Source organism: Sphingomonas bacterium, assembly GCF_903644135.1.
In the GTDB taxonomy this organism is placed as follows: domain Bacteria; phylum Pseudomonadota; class Alphaproteobacteria; order Sphingomonadales; family Sphingomonadaceae; genus Sphingomonas.
Window position 1 is genome coordinate 1 of sequence record NZ_CAHJXA010000022.1, and the last position, 17,943, is coordinate 17,943.

General features: G+C 68.5%; 15 protein-coding genes and 1 tRNA gene. 8 read left to right on the forward strand and 8 right to left on the reverse strand.

Going from position 1 to position 17,943, the window contains the following annotated elements:
* From HUU96_RS02580 to HUU96_RS02590, 3 genes are all read left to right on the forward strand, one after another.
* Positions 1–307 (forward strand): sigma-70 family RNA polymerase sigma factor (locus HUU96_RS02580; RefSeq protein WP_174291304.1); only part of this gene is annotated, 307 nt, incomplete at its 5' end.
* The gene (locus tag HUU96_RS02585) at positions 297–1,295 is read left to right on the forward strand and encodes a FecR family protein (RefSeq protein WP_254604917.1); all 999 of its coding nucleotides are present in this window, start codon (positions 297–299) and stop codon (positions 1,293–1,295) included. The genes HUU96_RS02580 and HUU96_RS02585, both read left to right, overlap by 11 nt.
* The gene (locus HUU96_RS02590) at positions 1,252–3,657 is read left to right on the forward strand and encodes a TonB-dependent receptor (RefSeq protein WP_254604919.1); all 2,406 of its coding nucleotides are present in this window, start codon (positions 1,252–1,254) and stop codon (positions 3,655–3,657) included. Before HUU96_RS02585 ends, HUU96_RS02590 begins: the two co-directional genes overlap by 44 nt.
* Here HUU96_RS02590 and HUU96_RS02595 read toward each other — a convergent pair.
* Positions 3,623–5,074 (reverse strand): hypothetical protein, encoded by a 1,452-nt coding sequence (locus HUU96_RS02595; RefSeq protein WP_174291305.1) that lies wholly within the window; start codon positions 5,072–5,074, stop codon positions 3,623–3,625. The two genes, HUU96_RS02590 and HUU96_RS02595, sit on opposite strands and share 35 nt — an antisense overlap.
* Before the next feature lie 57 nt (positions 5,075–5,131).
* On the reverse strand, positions 5,132–6,214 hold the full coding sequence (locus tag HUU96_RS02600) for a DNA topoisomerase IB (protein WP_174291306.1): 1,083 nt from the start codon (positions 6,212–6,214) through the stop codon (positions 5,132–5,134).
* 171 nt (positions 6,215–6,385) lie between these two features.
* Between HUU96_RS02600 and HUU96_RS02605 the strand changes: the two genes are divergently transcribed.
* A complete protein-coding gene (locus tag HUU96_RS02605) occupies positions 6,386–6,535 on the forward strand; it encodes a lmo0937 family membrane protein (RefSeq protein ID WP_174291307.1) in 150 nt (49 codons plus the stop codon).
* On the opposite strand, the gene HUU96_RS02610 is transcribed toward HUU96_RS02605, so the two are convergent.
* From HUU96_RS02610 to HUU96_RS02625, 4 genes are all read right to left on the reverse strand, one after another.
* On the reverse strand, positions 6,532–7,821 hold the full coding sequence (locus HUU96_RS02610) for a dicarboxylate/amino acid:cation symporter (RefSeq protein ID WP_174291308.1): 1,290 nt from the start codon (positions 7,819–7,821) through the stop codon (positions 6,532–6,534). The genes HUU96_RS02605 and HUU96_RS02610 overlap by 4 nt on opposite strands.
* 56 nt (positions 7,822–7,877) lie before the next feature.
* Positions 7,878–9,236 carry an alpha amylase C-terminal domain-containing protein gene (locus HUU96_RS02615; protein ID WP_174291309.1) on the reverse strand — a complete coding sequence of 453 codons (1,359 nt, stop codon included), beginning with the start codon at positions 9,234–9,236 and terminating at the stop codon, positions 7,878–7,880.
* A gap of 90 nt (positions 9,237–9,326) precedes the next feature.
* A complete protein-coding gene (locus HUU96_RS02620; protein WP_217430247.1) occupies positions 9,327–10,610 on the reverse strand; it encodes an Nramp family divalent metal transporter in 1,284 nt (427 codons plus the stop codon).
* 85 nt (positions 10,611–10,695) lie between these two features.
* The gene (locus HUU96_RS02625) at positions 10,696–11,319 is read right to left on the reverse strand and encodes a DNA-3-methyladenine glycosylase family protein (protein ID WP_217430246.1); all 624 of its coding nucleotides are present in this window, start codon (positions 11,317–11,319) and stop codon (positions 10,696–10,698) included.
* Between the two features lie 53 nt (positions 11,320–11,372).
* On the opposite strand from HUU96_RS02625, the gene HUU96_RS02630 reads away from it, so the two are divergent.
* On the forward strand, positions 11,373–11,690 hold the full coding sequence (locus HUU96_RS02630; protein WP_174291317.1) for a 2Fe-2S iron-sulfur cluster-binding protein: 318 nt from the start codon (positions 11,373–11,375) through the stop codon (positions 11,688–11,690).
* A gap of 124 nt (positions 11,691–11,814) precedes the next feature.
* Here the strand turns inward: HUU96_RS02630 and rlmB are convergent, their stop codons facing one another.
* Positions 11,815–12,561: a 23S rRNA (guanosine(2251)-2'-O)-methyltransferase RlmB gene (rlmB, locus tag HUU96_RS02635; protein WP_174291311.1), complete on the reverse strand. Its 747-nt coding sequence runs from the start codon at positions 12,559–12,561 to the stop codon at positions 11,815–11,817.
* 199 nt (positions 12,562–12,760) lie between these two features.
* Between rlmB and HUU96_RS02640 the strand changes: the two genes are divergently transcribed.
* Positions 12,761–12,847: transfer RNA gene (locus HUU96_RS02640), tRNA-Tyr, on the forward strand.
* Positions 12,848–12,918: 71 nt separating this feature from the next.
* Positions 12,919–14,229, forward strand: a complete 1,311-nt coding sequence (locus HUU96_RS02645; protein ID WP_174291312.1) for a tetratricopeptide repeat-containing sulfotransferase family protein — start codon at positions 12,919–12,921, stop codon at positions 14,227–14,229.
* Here HUU96_RS02645 and HUU96_RS02650 read toward each other — a convergent pair.
* Positions 14,226–16,958 (reverse strand): TonB-dependent receptor, encoded by a 2,733-nt coding sequence (locus HUU96_RS02650; protein ID WP_174291313.1) that lies wholly within the window; start codon positions 16,956–16,958, stop codon positions 14,226–14,228. The two genes, HUU96_RS02645 and HUU96_RS02650, sit on opposite strands and share 4 nt — an antisense overlap.
* Before the next feature lie 246 nt (positions 16,959–17,204).
* Between HUU96_RS02650 and HUU96_RS02655 the strand changes: the two genes are divergently transcribed.
* A partial coding sequence (locus tag HUU96_RS02655) for a GntR family transcriptional regulator (protein WP_174291314.1) occupies positions 17,205–17,943 on the forward strand: 739 nt, incomplete at its 3' end.

A 17,943-nucleotide genomic window follows, 5' to 3' on the forward strand; every position in this document is an offset into this window, starting at 1 on the left:
CGTCCAGACCGAGGCGGACGAACTGCCCGACGCCGAGCGGGCGCTGCTCGCCCGCGAACGGCTGCGCAAGGTGGAGGCGGCGATGGCCGACATGCCCGAGCGGATGCGGATCGCGCTGGTCATGTTCCGCTTCGAGGACAAGCCGCAGCGCGCCATCGCCGAGCGGCTGGAGATCAGCGTCAGCGGCGTCGAGAAGCTGCTCCAGCGTGCCTACCGAATTATTTTGGCGGCATCCGAGGACGGCAGTGAGGATGATGCGGATCGGCATCGTCTATCAGACGAAGGAGGATCGCCAGGTGCGAACTGACGATATGGTGATCATGGACAGCGGCCCGCGCGGCCAGGCGATCGACTGGCATCTGCGCCAGGCGGACCTGACCGAGGCGCAGTGGCTCGATTTCATCACGTGGCTGGAAAGCCCGGCGAATGCGCGCGCCTATGACGCCGTCGCCGCCGCCGATCGGTCGCTTGGCGACATGCCGCAACCCGCCATTCCTGCAACACTGGTGCCGGCCAACGACGTCGATCCCATGCCCGCCCACCGGATGCCGGTGCGGGGCGGTGCTCGTCGCTGGGGGTGGAGCGTGGGCGGTCTCGCGATCGCGGCCAGCCTGGCGTTGCTGGCGATGCCGATGGTGCGTGCGCCGGGCGCGCAGCCCTATTCGGTCGAGACCAAGGCGGGTGAGCGGTCCGAGGTCGCGCTGGCCGACGGCACCCGCATCGAGCTCAACGGCGACACCCGCATCGGCCTCGACCATGCCGATCCGCGCATCGCCAGGCTCGACCGCGGCGAGGCGGTGTTCCATGTCACGCACGATGCCGCGCATCCGTTCAGCGTCCGCTCTGGCGAACTGACGGTACAGGATGTCGGCACCGTGTTCGACCTGACCCGCAGCGGCAGCCAGCTCGATGTCGCGGTCGCCGAGGGCGGCGTGCTGTTCCAGCCCGATGGCGAGCGTGTCGGCCTGTCCGCCGGGCAGGCGCTGAGCGCTCGCGAGGATACGCATCAGCTGGTCCGTTCGACTGTCGCCGCCGATCTGGTGGGCGGCTGGCGCGGTGGTCGCCTCGCCTTCACCGGTGAGCCGCTCGGCATTGTCGCCGCGGCGATCCAGCGGCGTTACGGCATTGATGTTGCCCTTGAATCCGGGTTGTCGCACCAGAGCTTTACCGGCATGGTCGCCATGAGTGGATCGGCCGAGCGGGACATTCCTCACCTGGCGGCGCTGATCGGGGCAGAGTGGCGACACACGGGTGACCAATGGATCCTCGCGCCGGGGAACAAGCCGGCGCGCTAGACTTGCCGTCCTGCTGACCCTGCTGATCGCGGGGCCAGCAATCGTCCATGCCCAGAAGCTCGACTTTGCGATACCGGCCGGCACGCTCGACACGGCGCTGACCCGGATCGGCCGCGATGCCGGTGTCGACGTGGTCAGTACCGAAGCGGGACTCTCGCATGTGCCGTCGCGATCTATCGGCGGCCGGCTGACGCCCAGGGCAGCGCTCGAAGCATTATTGAAGGGCACCGGCTACCGCCTGATCGCGCTCGATGGACGCAGCTTCCGCGTGGTTCGGGCAGCGTCGCCGACGCCGGCGAGCGAACGGCCGCGACCCGCCAGGCACGATCCTCCCCGAGACCATAGCGGCGAGGGGCAGGACATCATCGTCACCGCCAGCAAGCAGAGCGTGCCGCTGCTCCGCTATCCGGGCAGCCTGACGGTGATCGGCGACGCACCCGCCAGCGGTGCTAGCGCGACCAGCGACCTTGCCGGTGCGGCGCGGGTCACGCCCGTCCTCCAGAACACCGAGTTCGGCCCCGGCCGCGACAAAATCTTCATCCGCGGCATCGCCGACAGCAGCTTCAACGGCTCTGCCCAGTCGACGGCCAGCGTCTATCTCGGCGATGTCCAGCTCAGCTATTCTGGGGCCGATCCCAGCATCCGGCTCTACGACATGCAGGATGTCGAGGTGATGGAAGGGCCGCAGGGGACGCTGTACGGCTCGGGCTCGATTGGCGGGATCGTGCGGCTGACTCCGATAGCGCCAGCGCTCGGTATGGCCGGCGGATCGGTGACGGCCGGCGTCACCGCGACGCACCATGCGGAGACCGGGGGGGACATTGCCGGGGTGCTCAATCTGCCGATCGTCCGCGACGTCGCGGGCGTGCGCGCGGTCGCCTATCGCACCCGCGACGGCGGCTATATCGACGATCTGGGCACCGGCCGTAGCGACGCCAACCGCATCGATACCGTCGGCGGCCGGTTGGCCGGGCGTGTCGAGCCGGGCGGTGGCTGGCGGATCGATCTGAGCGGGCTCTACCAGCGGATCGACGCGGACGATGCGCAATATGCCGATCGCGACATCGGCCGGCTGGCGCGCCGTTCCGCGGTCGCCCAGCCCTATGACAACGAAGTCCTGCTTGGCAGCGCAGCGGTCGCCAAGCATTGGGACAGCGGGTTGGAGCTGTTGTCGGTGGTGGGCTTGACCAGCTCCCACGGCCACAATGTGTTCGACGCGACCGCCGCCGCCACGGCGGCGATGCCGCGTCCGGTGGCGATGATCTATGCCACCACCGAAGCCAAGCTGCTGCTGTCGCAGGAGACGCGGCTGTCGCGCACGCTGGCGAACGGCACCAGCTGGGTGGTCGGCTACACGCTGCTGCGTAACAGCGACGCGGAGAACCGCGCGCTGGGAGCGGTCGCGTCGCCGGCGGAGATCATCGGCGTCACCAACGTCACCAAGAGCCTGTCGCTGTTCGCCGAGGGCACGGCGCGGCTGCTGCCCGCCTTTTCGCTGACGCTGGGCGCGCGGGCGACCTTTGCCCGCACCGATGGCGAGCCCTCGTTCCGGCCCCGGGTCAGCGACTATGTCGAAGGGCGGTCGACCCGCCGCGTCGACCCGACCGTCGCTTTCTCCTGGCAGCTCGCCTCGACGCTCAGCGCCTTTGGCCGCGCCCAGACCGGCTATCGCACCGGCGGTCTTGCCGTCGCCAAGGGCGTCGGGCGGGTCGCCGACTTCCAGTCGGACTCGATCAAGGTCGGCGAACTGGGACTCAGGCGGCTGCGCCGTGGCGAGACCGGCCTGTCGCTGACCACGGCCGTGTCCTACGCGCGTTGGAACGCGATCCAGGCCGATCTCGTCAATAGGCGCGGGCTACCCTATACCGACAATATCGGCGACGCGCGGGTCGAGGCGTTCGAGGGTATCGTCGACTGGGTGCCGCTGCGGGGGCTGCGCGGCATCGTCAGCTTCCTGCAGACCCACAACACCACCAATGGCGCGCTGTCCGACTCGTCGAGTCCCGCGCACCGCCGCCTGCCCGACACGCCGCCATTCGCGGTCACCGGCGACCTCAGCTATCATTGGCGGGTGGGCAGCCGCGGCGCCACGCTGCTGGTCGGCGCGTCGGCGCAGCGGGTCGGACGGTCGGTGCTGGGGACGGGCGACCTGTTCGACCTCGACCAGGGACGCTACTCGACACTGGGGCTGCGCGGCGGCTGGAGCCGCGGGCGCTACGACCTGTCGCTGACGGCGGAGAACATCACTAACGCGCGGGGCAACCTGTTCGCGTCGGGCAATCCGTTCGAGCTGACCACGCGCAGCATCATCACGCCGCTGCGGCCGTTCAACGTGCGGCTGGGCGCGAAGGTGAACTGGTAGGGCGTCGGAACACCACCACATCGTCATGCCCCAGCCGAACGGATGGCTGGGCGACATAGCCGTCGCGCGATAGCCGCTGCTCGACCAGGGTGCGCATCGCCGGCTCTTCCTCGCCAATCGCCGGTGCCATCACCACGGCCGCCGGTGCCTGTGCGAAGATGCGCTCGATCTCGGCCCGCTGGTCGACGCCGATCGAGCCGGCCTCGCGATCGAATTGCAGGTGCGAGGGGAAGAGGTAGCGGGTCAGCGCCGGCCGGCCGGTGGCAGGATAGAGCAGCACCGGACCCGAATAGACGAACAGTCCGCCAGGGCCGCGACCGACCGTCGCGGTCAGCCGCTGGAACTGGGCAGCGGTGCCGCGCCGCTCGCGCTCCGACCGCAACACCACCTGCCCGGTGACGAACAGCAGCGCGAGTGGCACGACGATCCACCACCAGGAGCGTGCTCGCCGCTGGAAGAAAGCCGCCGCGCAGACCGCGCCCGGCAGCATGACCGGCAGTGTGTAGTGATTATACCAGCCGCCAAAGCCGACGAACGCCACCAGCGCGACCAGCAGCCAAAGATGAAGAAACAGTCGGACGAGCGGCTCGGCTTTTGCTCGCCAACCGGCGATTGCAAACAGCAGCAGCGACAGGATCGCTGCTGCCTCGCCTGCCCGATCGATCATCAGCGCAGGTGAATCCTTACTGCGGTGAAGGATCGAGACGAAGTTGGCGAAGATGAACGCGTCCAGATGCCCCAGCATCGCGTAGGCCGCCATCGCCAGCGCGGTCGGCAGCAGCGCGATCGTACCCAGCATCAGCGCATAGACGATCGTCTCGCCCACACGGCGACCGCTGCGCAGGTCGCTGGCGAGCAGCCACAGGCCCAGCCCTACCCCCTCGAACAGCACCGAATATTTGATCTGCAGCGCGAGCCCGACCAGCAGCATCGCCGCCATCGCGCGACCGCGGCTGCCCTGCAGCGCCAGCAGCGCCGCGCCCGCCATCGGCAGATTGTAGAAGATCGGCGACTGCCCGCCCTGGCCATCGGCGAGATCGAGCCAGAGGATGTAGAGCATCGCCGCCGGCAGCGCGCCCGCCCGCCAGCCGGCCCGATCGGCAAGCCGTGTGATAAGGACCGCGGTCGCCACCGCCGCCGCCATCGCCATCGCCTGATAGACGTACAGTGCCGCCGGTAACCCCCAGACCGCAGCGGGCAGGTACAGCAGGAACAGCCCGATCGGCTTCCTGTCCCACAGGTCGACATAGGGCAGCGCGCCATGGGTCATCGCCTGCGCGACGGTCAGGTAGAAGGTCTCGTCGACATGGACGACCGGCGAGCCGAACGTCACCGCCCGCGCCGCCAGGGCGGTCGCCGTTAGGACGGCAAGCCGGAACCACCATGTGTCGAGAGGCAGCGGAGCGGGCCGGTCCATCCCTACGCCGCATAGCCGAGCAGCGACGCAACGCAATCGGGTGCCGCTGCGCTGCCGTCAGGCCGCCGGCTTGCCGGCCAGCCGCCGCTGCAGGAAGGCGAGCACCAGCGCCTCTTCGGGCCGCAGGGTGGCCAGGTCCTCGCGCAGCTCCTTCGCCACCTCCTCCTGCACTTCCAGCACCAGCTCGCGGGCGAGATAACTGTCGAGCACCTCGGGATGGACGTAGCATTTGCGGCAGACGGTGGGCGTGTTGCCCAGCCGCGCCGCCACCTGCTCGATCGCGGCGCGCACGTTGCGCTTGGCGGCGGCGTCGCTGTCGACCCGCTCGAACTCGACCAGCGCCAGCGCGGCCAGCACCGTGCCGGTCCAGGTGCGGAAATCCTTGGCGGTGACCGCCGCGTCGGCGACCTCGTGCAGATAGGCGTTGACGTCGCCCGAGGTGACCGAATGCTGCTCGCCGGTGTCGTCGAGATACTGGAACAGATGCTCGCCGGGCAGGTCCTGGCTGGCCTTGACGATCTTCGCGACGCGGCGGTCGCGGATAGAAAGCTTCCAAGTCTTGCCGCTCTTGCCCTTGAAGTGGAACTTCAGCTGGCTGCCATCGACGTCGACATGCTCGTTCTCCAGCGTCGTCAAGCCATAGCTCTCGTTCTGCTTGGCGTAGTCGGCGTTGCCGACCCGGATCATCGTCGTCTCCAGCAGGTGGACGACGGTCGCCAACACCTTATCGCGGGACAGGCCGCGGCGCTTCATGTCGGCATCGACCCGCGCGCGGATGCGCGGCAGCGCATGGGCGAAGTCGATCATGTGCTCGTATTTGGTGCCGTCGCGGATTTCCCGGAAACGGGGGTGATAGCGGTACTGCTTGCGTCCCTTCGCGTCGCGGCCGGTCGCCTGGAGATGCCCGTCGGCATCGGCGCAGATCCATACGTCGGCATAGGCGGGCGGGATCGCGAGCGCGTTGATGCGATCGATCTCGCCGCGATCTTTGATGCGTGCGCCGGCGGCGTCGGTATAGGCCCAGCCCTTGCCCGCGCGGCGGCGCGTGACGCCCGGATCGGCGTTGGTGACATAGATCAGCCCCGCGCTTTCGGCGGCGTCGCGCGGATCGACGATGTTGTCGTCGGCATCTTCAGCCATGCGCGGGACGTTCGTTCGAGCCGTCGTCATTCGGGCGGTGGTCCGGCATATCGTCTCCTATCCTGGTGCGTAACGATCGAGGGCGGCAAACGACGCCTGTCGGGAACGTCGTCCCCAGGACTTCGTTTTGAAGCGATCGCCCGGTGGCGACAACAGGGATGGAGAGACGACATGTTGTGGACGATTGCGGTTATCCTGCTGGTCTTGTGGGCACTGGGCTTTGGCGTGTTCCATGTCGCGGGTGGGCTGATCCACCTGCTGATCGTCATCGCGGTCATCGTCGTGGTGGTGCAGCTGATCTCCGGTCGCAGGGCCGTCTAGCGGCTGCAGCGCGCCAGCGCCTCGTTCAGGCGCTGGCGGTCCAGCTTGCCCTCCCACCGCGCCACGACGATCGTCGCGACCGCGTTGCCGATGAAATTGGTGAGGCTGCGGCACTCGCTCATGAAGCGGTCGACGCCGAGGATCAGCGCCATGCCCGCGACCGGCACCGACGGCACGATCGACAGCGTCGCCGCCAGCGTGATGAAGCCTGCGCCGGTCACCCCCGCCGCACCCTTTGACGATAGCATCGCGACGCCGAGCAGCAGGAACTGCTGCCCCAGCGACAGTTGGACATCGCACGCCTGCGCGATGAACAGCGCCGCCAGCGTCATGTAGATGTTGGTGCCGTCGAGGTTGAACGAATAGCCGGTCGGCACCACCAGCCCGACGACGCCGCGCTCGCACCCCGCCGCCTCCAGCTTCGCCATCAGACCCGGCAGCGCCGCCTCGGACGAAGAGGTGCCCAGCACCAGCAGCAGTTCGGTGCGCAGATAGGCGAGCAGCCGCAGGATCGAGAAGCCGTGCACGCGGGCGATGCCGCCGAGCACCACGATCACGAAGATCGCCGCCGTCAGCCAGAAGGTCGCGACCAGTCCGCCGAGCCGCACCAGCGACTCCGCGCCATATTGCCCGACGGTAAAGGCGATCGCGCCGAACGCGCCGATCGGCGCAAGCCGCATCACAAGACCGGTGATGCGGAACACCACCAGGGTCAGCCGCTCGATCATGTCGACCACCGGCCGGGCCGGCTCGCCGACCAGGCTGAGCGCGATGCCGGTCAGGATGGCGACGAACAGCGTCTGCAGGATCGAGCCATCGGTCAGCGCTGACACCAGGGTGGTCGGGATGATGGCGGTGACGAAGCCAGTGACGCTCGTTTCGTGCGCCTGATGGGCATAGTCGGCGACCGCGTGCGCATCGAGGCTGGCGGAGGCGACGTGCATCCCCGCCCCAGGCTGCAGGATGTTGGCGACGAGGAGGCCGACGACCAGCGCCAGCGTCGACACCGCGACGAAATAGCCCAGCGCCTTGGCCGCGATGCGCCCGACCGTGCCGAGTTGCCCCAGACCCGCGACGCCGCCCGCCAGCGTCAGGAAGATGATCGGCGCGATCACCATCTTGACCAGCTTGATGAAGCCGTCGCCCAGCGGCTTCAGCGCCTTCCCCGCCTCCGGCCAGAACTGGCCCACAATCGCGCCGAGCAGGATGGCGACGATCACCTGAAGATAGAGGTGCGCCCACCAGCGGGTCGGCTCGGGCGGAGCAGAGGCAGGGGCGGCGATCATGGCGGCGTCACCATGACAGGAACCGTCTCACGGGCAAGGCATCCCGCCGGCAATGGTCAGCCCTGATGCTCCAGCATGATCGTCGCGAGCGGCGGCAGCGTCACCCAGGCGGCACCGTTCGCAGCCTCGACACCGCCGCCGTTGCCAAGGCCGGTGCCCCGATATTCCTCCGCGTCGCTGTTGAAGATCTCTCGCCACCATCCTGCCGCCGGCAGCGGCAGCCGATAGGGCGCGCGAGCGACTGGGGACAGGTTGGCGATCACCGCGAACGGCGCTGCCCCGGGCGTACGGCGCAGCCAGGCGAAGACGCAGCTGCCGGTGTCGTCCGCGACCAGCCACTCGAACCCGTCAATCTCGCCATCGCTCGCGTGCAGCGCCGGTCGCTCGCGGTACAGGCGGTTGAGGTCGCGCACCAGGTTGCGCACGCCCTCATGCGCGCCGCTGGAACGCAGGTGCCAGTCGAGCGCCCGCGTGTTGCTCCAGGCGCGGCGCTGGGCGAACTCCTGCCCCATAAACAGCAGCTTCTTGCCCGGATGCCCCCACATCAGCCCGTAGAGCGCGCGCAGGTTGGCGAGTTGCGCCCAGTCGTCGCCCGCCATCCTGGCCAGCAGCGAACCCCTGCCGCCGACCACCTCGTCATGGCCGAGCGGCAGGATGAAGGTCCCGGCAAAGGCATAGCCGATGCCGAACGTGATCTCGCGGTGGTGACGACCTCGCTCGGCTGGGTCGCGCGCGAAATACTGGAGCGTATCGTGCGCCCAGCCCAAGTTGGACTTGAACCCGAAGCCAAGCCCGCCCTGGTCGGCCGGCAGGGTCACTCCGGGCCAGGCGGTGGTCTCGTCGGCGATCGTGAAGACGCCCGGTCGCTCGGCGGCCAGCGCGCGGTGCAGCGTGCGCAGGAACTCGACCGCGTCCCAGGTCGTGCCGGCACCGTAATCGCGGTACAGCATTGCGGCGACGGCACCGATGTGCAGGCCGTCGACACGACCCGTCCAGCGGAGCGCGTCGTCGACCAGCAGGTTGACCGTTTCGCGCTTGCCGAGGTCGTGCACCTCAACCGTGGCATTCGCTGCCGTCCAGTCGATCAGAACGCCAAGCCCGGCATGGTGGGCCGTATCGACGAGCCGCACCAAGCCCTCCTCGTCGTCGTCGCCATCGGTCGCCATCAAGCCGATATGAGTGAAGCCCAGATTGGCGGCATAGGGGATCAGCCGTTCGGCGAGCTGGTCCCAATCGAGCGTGCCGCCGTCCGCCGCGCGGTCCCAGGAGCCGGGATGCACCTGATAGATGCTGATCGGCATCCGGCGCGGATCGACGCTCGCCCGGTGCGCGCGATACTCGGCATCGCTGCGTTCAGCAGGCAGCGACGGGACGGGGATGAAGGGTACCGCGGGGAGAACGGATCGGGTCGACATGCCGGCTCCTCCTGTTTCCGCGGCTGATCGCCGGCGTGTCGGCCTAAACGCCGGACGATGGCGAAGTGGTCCCCTGACCCGAGCGGCAGGTCACACCAGGCTCCACAGCAGCGTCGCGTTGAGGCCGATGATCGCTGCCGTGACCGCCCAGGCCAGCCACGCCAGCCAGCGCGGGCTGGCGAAGCGGCCCATCACGTCGCGCCGGCCGGTGAACGCCACCAGCGGCACCACCGCGAACGGCAGCTGCAGGCTGAGGATGACCTGGCTGAGCACCAGCAGCCCGGTCGCGCCGCGATCCCCCGCCACGCCGACGACGATCGCCGCCGGCACCACCGCTAGCAGCCGCGTCACCAGCCGCCGCAGCCACACTGGCAGCTTGAGGTCGAGAAACCCCTCCATCACGATCTGTCCCGCCAGCGTGCCGGTGACGGTGGAGTTCTGCCCCGACGCCAGCAGCGCCACCGCGAACACCGTGCCGGCGACGCCGACCCCCAGCATTGGTGCGAGCAGCTCGTGCGCCTGGGCGATGTCGGCGACGTCGGTGCGGCCGGCGCGGTGGAAGGTCGCCGCCGCCAGCACCAGGATCGCGGCGTTGATGAAGAAGGCGAGGAACAGCGCGGCGCTGCTGTCGAGCGTCGCGAAGCCAATCGCCCGCGCCTTGGCGGCATCGTCCGCGGCGACGACGCGGGTCTGGACCAGCGACGAATGGAGGTACAGATTGTGCGGCATCACCGTCGCGCCGAGGATGCCGATAGCGAGGTACAGCGCCTTGGGATCGGTGACGACCCGCGACGACGGCACCAGTCCGCCCGCTGCCCCGGCCCAGTCCGGCCCGGCCACCGCCAGTTCGAACAGGAAGCAGCCGCCGATCACCAGCAGCAGCGCGACGATCACCGCCTCGATCTTGCGGAAGCCGAAGCGCTGCAGCGCGAGGATCAGGAACACGTCGAACGCGGTGACGATCACTCCCCAGACCAGCGGCAGCCGGAACAGCAGCTGCAGCGCGATCGCGGTGCCCAGCACCTCGGCAAGGTCGCAGGCGATGATCGCGATTTCGCACAACACCCACAGGCCGATCGTGACCCGCCGCGAGTAATGCGCGCGGCACGCCTGAGCGAGGTCGAGGCCGGCGGCGATCCCCAGCCGCGCCGACAGCGCCTGGAGCAGCATCGCCATCAAGCTGGCGACGAGCACCACCGACAGCAGCATGTAACCGAACGCCGAGCCACCGCCGATGTCGGTCGCCCAGTTGCCCGGGTCCATATAGCCGACCGCGACAAGGTAGCCCGGTCCGGCAAAGGCGAGGAAGCGCCGCCACCATGACGCGCCCTCGGGCACGGCGACGCTGTGATGGCCTTCGGTGAACGACGGCATCAGCGTGGGGGAGGCGAGTGGCACGGGCGGCGCTTCGCAGATGCCGCCGGAGGCGACAAGGGCGAGCGGCAAGGTCGGGCGCGGTTCAGACCGGCGCGGCGTCCGGGCCGGCCCCGTAATGATGCCAGGTGAAGATCGCCAGCGCGCCGCGGTGCGGCCGCCACCGCTCGGCGAGGGCGCGGGTGAGCTTCTCGCTCGGGCGCTCGGCATGGCCGAGGATGCGGCCAAGCTCGATCTGTACCGCCAGATCGCCCGCCGGCCAGATGTCGGCGCGGCCTTCGGCGAACAGCAGGTAGATTTCCGCCGACCAGCGGCCGATCCCCTTGACGCGGACCAGCGCGGCGATCGCCTCCTCGTCGTCGGCGGGCAGGTCCGCAAGGTCGAGGCGGCCGCTCGTCACCTCCTCGGCAAGGCTGCGCATATAGCCCGCCTTCTGCCGCGACGTGCCGGCCGCGCGCAGCGCTTCGTCGCTGGCGGCGAGGATCGCGGGCGGGGTGGAGCCGACCTGATCGACCAGCATCCGCCACATCGCATCCGCCGCCTTCACGCTGACCTGCTGGCCGACAATGGTGCGCAGCAGCGTCTCGAAGCCGCGGGTCCGCAGGCGCGGCGCGGGGTAGCCGATGCGGGCAAGCGCGGCGGCGAACAGCGGCTCCTGACCGGCCAGCGCATCCAGCGAGGCCTGCAACTGCGCGGCGTTCAGTCCCATTGCATTGCCGCAACCGGCACGGCATGAGCGGCGTACATTGCAAGGACAGCCATATGCCGACGCTTACCGTCATCACGCGCGAGGGGGAAGAACGCGAGTTGGAAGGCGAGGCGGGGCTGAGCGTGATGGAAGTGATCCGCGACGGCGGCATCGACGAGCTGCTGGCGCTGTGCGGCGGCTGCTGCTCGTGCGCGACCTGCCATGTCTATGTCGACCCGGCCTTTGCCGACATGCTGCCGCCGATCGGCCCGGACGAGGACGACCTGCTCGATTCGAGCAGCGAGCGCAACGCGACCTCGCGGCTGTCGTGCCAGATCCCGTTCGACGACAAGCTGGACGGGATGACCGTGACGATCGCCGCGGAAGACTGACGGGCGCGGGCGCGTCGCTCGGCTGAGCCGGGGACGGCGCGGGTCACGTGCAGCGCGAACGCCCGGCACGGCCGGCGGGTCGGCAGGGCCGATCCGTTCGACGTCACGATGTCGGCTGGTCGTTCTAGCCCCGCGCGACCACCGCATACAGCGCGATGGCGGCGGCGTTGGAGACGTTGAGGCTTTCGACCTTGCCGCTGATCGGCAACCGCGCCAGCTCGTCGCAATGCGCCTCGGTATTGTGGCGCATCCCCTCGCCCTCGGCACCCAGGATGATCGCGACGCGCTGCTGCCCCATCGCCTGCGCCAGCGTCTGCGGGGCATGGCCGGTCAGGCCGATGCGCCAGAACCCCGCCTCGCCGATCTCGTCGAGCGCGCGCGCCAGGTTGACGACACGCACCCACGGCACGCTCTCCAGCGCCCCCGAGGCCGAACGCGCGACGGTGCCGCTTTCGGGGGGCGCGTGGCGGTCCTGGGTGACGATGCCGAGCGCATCGAACGCCGCCGCCGAGCGCAGGATCGCGCCGACATTGTGCGGGTCGGTGACCTGGTCGAGCACCACCAGCGGGCGGGTGTCGTCGCGGCCCTGATCCAGCAGGTCGCCCAGCCACACCTCCTCCAGCGGGTCGACCTCCGCCACCAGGCCCTGGTGCGGCGCGTCGGCGGGAACCAGCCGGCCGAGGTCGGCGACATCGGCATAGGTGACCGGGATCACTGGCGGCAGGTCGAGGCTGGCCAGCGCCTCGCGCGTTCCCCAGACCTTGCGCACCATCCGCTCGGGGTTGGCGAGCGCCGCGATCACGGCGTGCCGTCCCCAGAAGCGCGGGCGATTGCCGATCCCCTGCGACGGCCGATGGCCCCGCTTGGCCATCAACCCTGCTCCCGATGATCGGGGCCAGCGAACATCGTCGGCATTGAACGTCCCACGCAGCCTCCCTGGATCGATGCGGATGCGTGCTGCTATGCCGCCGCCCGAGCCCGCGCAAGCACGACCGCCCGCGTTGACACGTCGGAGGGGTTTCGCCATTGAGCCGCCTCGCTTCCGATCCGTCAGGATCGGGCGGCCCCTTGGAAGGGTGGCCGAGTGGTTAAAGGCAGCAGACTGTAAATCTGCCCGTTTCTGACGTACGCTGGTTCGAATCCAGCCCCTTCCACCACGGGCGCTCGCAAGCGAGATAACGGGGGATCAGCGCTGGCGGCGGCGGCGCGCAGAGCACCCGGGAACGGCATGAACGCTTCCGCTGACCAATGGTGTGACTGGGCGCAGGCAGAGCATCGCGGAGGCCGCGCCGAGCGCGCGGCCGAGGGGTTTCGGCGCGCGCTGACGCTCGATCCCGCCTCCTTCGCAGCGGGTTTCGGACTGGCGTCGGTTCTGCTGGACGGCGGCGATGTCGATGGCGCGGCTGCGGTGGTCGGCACCCTATCGGCGGCAGCGTCGGAGCGGCCGGAGGTGCTATGGCTGGCCGCCCGGCTCGCGGCGGCGCAGGGCGAGACGGCGACCGCTCACGATCTGCTCCAGCGGCTGGTCCGATACCCGCAGCTGAGCTTCGAGCAGCGGGCGGAGGCGTTGCTGCTGCTGGGCCTCGTCCTCGGCGATCTGCACGACGATGCCGAGGCGTTCGCCGTGGCGCTGATGGGCAAGGCGTTGCAACGCGACCTGCATCGTGTCCAGGCGCGGTCGCGGGAAGGGGAGGTCGCCAAACTCCAGCGGCTGACGGCGTGGATCGCCGCCGAGCCTGGCGATTGGCGGTCGCCGTTGATTGCGCCCGCCGCCGACGCCGCCGCCGCCTCGCACGTCTTCCTGCTCGGCTTCCCGCGCTCGGGCACGACGCTGCTGGAGACTGTGCTGGCGGGACATCCGCGGGTCGCGACGCTGGAGGAGGCGCCGACGCTGGCCACTGCCTATCAGGCGTTCCTGTCGGATGCCGGAGTTTGCGCCGACCTGATGCGGTTGCAGGCGGACGAAGCCGAAGCATGGGTCGACCATTATTGGCGCGGCGTTCGCCAGCGGGGCATCGATGTCGCCGGCAAGCTGTTCGTCGACAAGCAGCCGGCGGGTACGCTCTACCTGCCGCTCATTCCCAGGCTGTTCCCGCGCGCGAAAATCCTGTTCGCGCTGCGCGACCCGCGCGATGTTGTGCTCAGTTGCTTCCGGCAGGCGTTCCAGATCAACGCGATGACCTACACGTTCACTGACCTGGAACAGACGGCCGCCTGCTACGACGCCTGCATGACGCTGGCGGATCAGGCGCGTGCAAGGCTGCCGCTCGCCTGGCTGGACGTTCGCCACGAGGCGCTGGTCGAGGATTTCGCGGGCGAGCTCGGCCGCGTCGTCGAATTCCTGGCACTGGAGCCGCACCCGGCGATGGCCGACTTCGCGCGCCGGGCGGCCGAGCGGACGATCCGCACGCCGAGCGCGACACAGGTCCGCGCCGGGCTCAACCGGCGCGGCCTGGCGCGGTGGGAGCAATACCGCACCGAACTCGCCCCGGTGCTTCTCACGCTCGCTCCGTGGGTGGAGCGTTTCGGCTATGCCTAGAACTTGGCGCGTGCGCCGAAGAACACCTGTGTGCCGTTCGAGTAGACCGCGCGCGGCTGGTCCTTGTTAAGCGCGTAATATTTCAGCCGGTTGTTGGTCATGTTGAGCGCATCCACCGTCAGCGCGATGTTCTTGGTCAGGCTGAAGTTCAGCGAGCCGTCGAGCTGGCCGTAATTGTCCTGGTTCTCAGCCGAGCTGCGGTCGAGCCCGACGAAGTAGTGCGACCGATAGGTATAGGCGATGCGGGTGCTGAGCCGGCCCTTGTCGTAATAGCCGACCAGATTGTAGGTGAACTTCGACGTGCCGACCAGCGGATTGCCGTCGACGTCATGCCCGTTCACATAGGTGCCGTTCGCCTGGAAGCCGAAGCCGTAGGCGATCGGTTGCTGCACCTGCAGCTCGACGCCCGACAGCTGCGCGGTCGTGTTGGTCGGCGACGAGATGTTGTACTGGTGGAAACTGTTGTCGAGCTGGGTGAAATAGGTGCCGGTCGAGGTGCCGAACGTCACATAGGATTGCAGGTCGTCGTGGAAGACGCTGATCGCCGCCAGCGATCCCGGCCCGTAGTAATATTCCAGCGAGCCGTCGAACACCGTCGCCTTGACCGGCTTCAGGTTCGGGTTGCCGCCATTGCCGCTGAAGTTGGTGTCGGTCAGCGACACCGTCCCGCCGAGCGCGCTGTAGTCGGGCCGCGACAGCGTCTCGGCGGCGGCGACGCGCAGCAGCAGCTTGCTGCCGAGATCGAACGTCAGGTTGAGGCTCGGCAGGAAGTCGACATAGGTATGCTGGACATCCTGGATCAGGAACGGACCATAGGCAGAGCTGGTGATGACGCCCGGTGCGCACTTGGTCGGCCCCGTCGCCGCGGCCGGGTCGCAGGTGACGGCGACGTTGACGTATGCGCTCTCCTTGGTGCTGACCACGCGCAGGCCGAAATTGCCGCGCCACTTGTCGCCGCCGACATGCGCCAGCGCATAGCCTTCGATGTCGGTCTCCTTCACCTTGAACTCGCCCGGCCAATATTCGTTGGCAGGCTGGACGATGCTGGAGATCGGCCCGCGGAACGGGTTGGTGATCGCGTTGATGACGTTGGTGATCGACGTCGGATTGCCCGCCAGCGGCACCAGCAGCCCGGGGATGCCGAGCGTGTTGGCGTTGAAGCCGCTGGGATAGAGGCTCGGGTTCACCGCGGAGAAGTTGAGCAGCCCCGGCGTATAGCATTGGCCGTTGGCTCCGAGCGTGCAGCCGCGGTCGAAGCCGACCACCTTGCGCTCGTGTGCGGCGATGCGCGCGCCGAAGTCGACCTTCTTGATCGGCCCGTCGCCGATCTCGTAGCTGGCGTCGACCTTGCCGTAGAGTTCCTTGTCGATCGACTGGAACGTCTCGTTGATCGCGAAGTCGTTGGAGACGCCGGCGGTCTGCGCCGGGTTGATGTTGGCGGTCTGCACCGCGAAGCCGTTGCCTGATGGCTGGAAGGAGATGCCGGTCGGCGCATCGACCTCGAAGAAGGGCGATGACGGCGTGTTGCCGACGCCGTGGGTATAGCCGACCTGGCCGTTGATCGTCAGTTTGTCGGTGGCGTGCCAGGTCGCGTCGAGGTTACCAAAATAGCTCTCGCCGCTCGCATCGGGTCGGACGATATTGTCGGCGACGATGCCCTCGATCTGCTGCCCCGCAAATGGGCCGCGCGGCGCGACCAGCGGGAAGGTCGCCGAGACCAGCGTGTTGTTCTTGACCGTGTAGCTGCTGGGCACGTTGCGGTCGATCTCGCGCGAGCCCCAGGCCAGGTAGTTGTCGTTGACGTTGCTGGCGTTGAGGAACGAGTAGAAGCCGCTCGCCTTGAACTCGATCTTGTCGCTCGGCTTCCAGTTGGCGGTGACGACGCCGCCCTTGCGGGTGCGCTCCTGCTGGAAATACGTCGAGCCGATCAGCGTCGGCGCCTGCACGCCGACTAGCGCCGGGATCGCCGCGCCGGTCGCGTTGGCGCTGGTGATCGCCGCATAGCCCAGCGTCTCCTGCCCGTAGCGGCGCAGGCTGCGCTGCTCGTAGAAGCCCTGGAGCAGCACGCCGAACGTCGCGTCCTGGTTGCGCCAGCCGAGCAGGCCGTTGACCTGCGGCTTGGTCTCCATGCTCTGGGTGTTGTACGCGCCTTGCGCCGACGCCTCGACTATCCACTGGTTTTTGAGGTCGAGCGCGCTGCGCAGCCGCAGGTCGATCGAGCCGGCGACGCCGCCTTCCAGCAGTGAGGCGTCCTGCGTCTTGTTGACGATGACGGCGCTGACGATCTCCGACGGCAGCAGGTCGAAGCTGGCGCTGCGGCCGACGGTGGAGAACTGGTCGAGGACGAACCAGTCGCCGGTCGACACCGCATGGCCGTCGATCGTCACCTGCGTGAGGCTGGGCGAGGTGCCGCGGATGCTGACGCGGTCATTCTCGTCGAAGCCGCCTTCGCCGCTGGCGGCCGAAGAGGTGTTGAGGCCGGGTAGCCGCTGCAGCGCGTCGGCGACGTTCTTGTCGGGCAGCTTGCCGATATCCTCGGCGGAGATCGCCTCGACATGGTTGTCGGCGCTGCGCTTCAGGTCGATTGCCTTTTCGAGGCTGGCGCGGATGCCGGTGACGACCACGTCGCTCTGCGTCTCGGCGTCGGCGGGCGGTGGCGCGGTCTGCGCGCCGGCGGGAGCGGCGATCGCCAGCAAGCTTGCCGACCCGATGAGAATGGACTTGCGCATAGCCGATAACCCCCTGTTGCCAGACCTGGTGACATACCAGTGTAGAGCCAATGCTGCTGAAGCTTGCGTCCAGTCAGCCTCGACACTCCGTTCGTTGCGACTCGAAGCTGACATAATCCCGATCGACTTGGCAAGACCAAAAAATATCTTTCTAATACCAATCATTCACTGGTATGCGGCGCAAGTGGTTGCGCTGTGGGGGCGCTCGTGCTCCGACGTTGAGCAGGGTCGTACGGGAAGGATGTCGTGGAGCTTTCGCAGGTGATCGGGGGGCTGGACGAGCGGGCACCGGCCCCGCTGTACCAGCAACTTCATCGCGCGCTTCGGCGGGCGATCGAGGACAAGAGGCTCCCCAGCGACTCGGCGCTGCCGCCCGAGCGCGATATCGCCACCGATCTCGGCGTGTCGCGCATCACCGTGCGCAAGGCGCTCGACGCGCTGGTCGGCGAGGGGCTGGTACGCCGCCAGCAAGGGGCCGGCACCTTTGTCGCGGCGCGGGTCGAGAAGAGCTTCTCGATGCTGTCGTCCTTCTCGGAGGACATGGAGTCGCGCGGCCGCACCGCGCGCAGCATGTGGCTGCGGCGATCCGCCGGCACCGTCACTCCCGAGGAGGCGATGGTACTGGGGCTGAGCCCCGGCAGCCCGGTGCTGCGCTTCCACCGCATTCGCTATGCCGACGAGGTGCCGATGGCCCTCGAATACACCTCCGTGCCCAGCCAGTATCTGCCGTCGGAGAAATCCGTCGAGGCTTCGCTCTACGCGGCGCTGGAGAAGACCGGCAGCCGTCCGGTGCGAGCACTGCAGCGGCTGCGCGCGGTGCTGTTCACGGCCGAGCAGGCGGAGCTGCTGGGGATCGAGGCGGGCGCGCCTGGCCTGTTGATCGAGCGGCGCGGCTTTGTCGGCGATGGCCACGCGGTCGAGTTCACCCGCTCCTATTACCGCGGCGACAGCTATGATTTCGTCGCCGAGCTGCAGATGGCGGCGA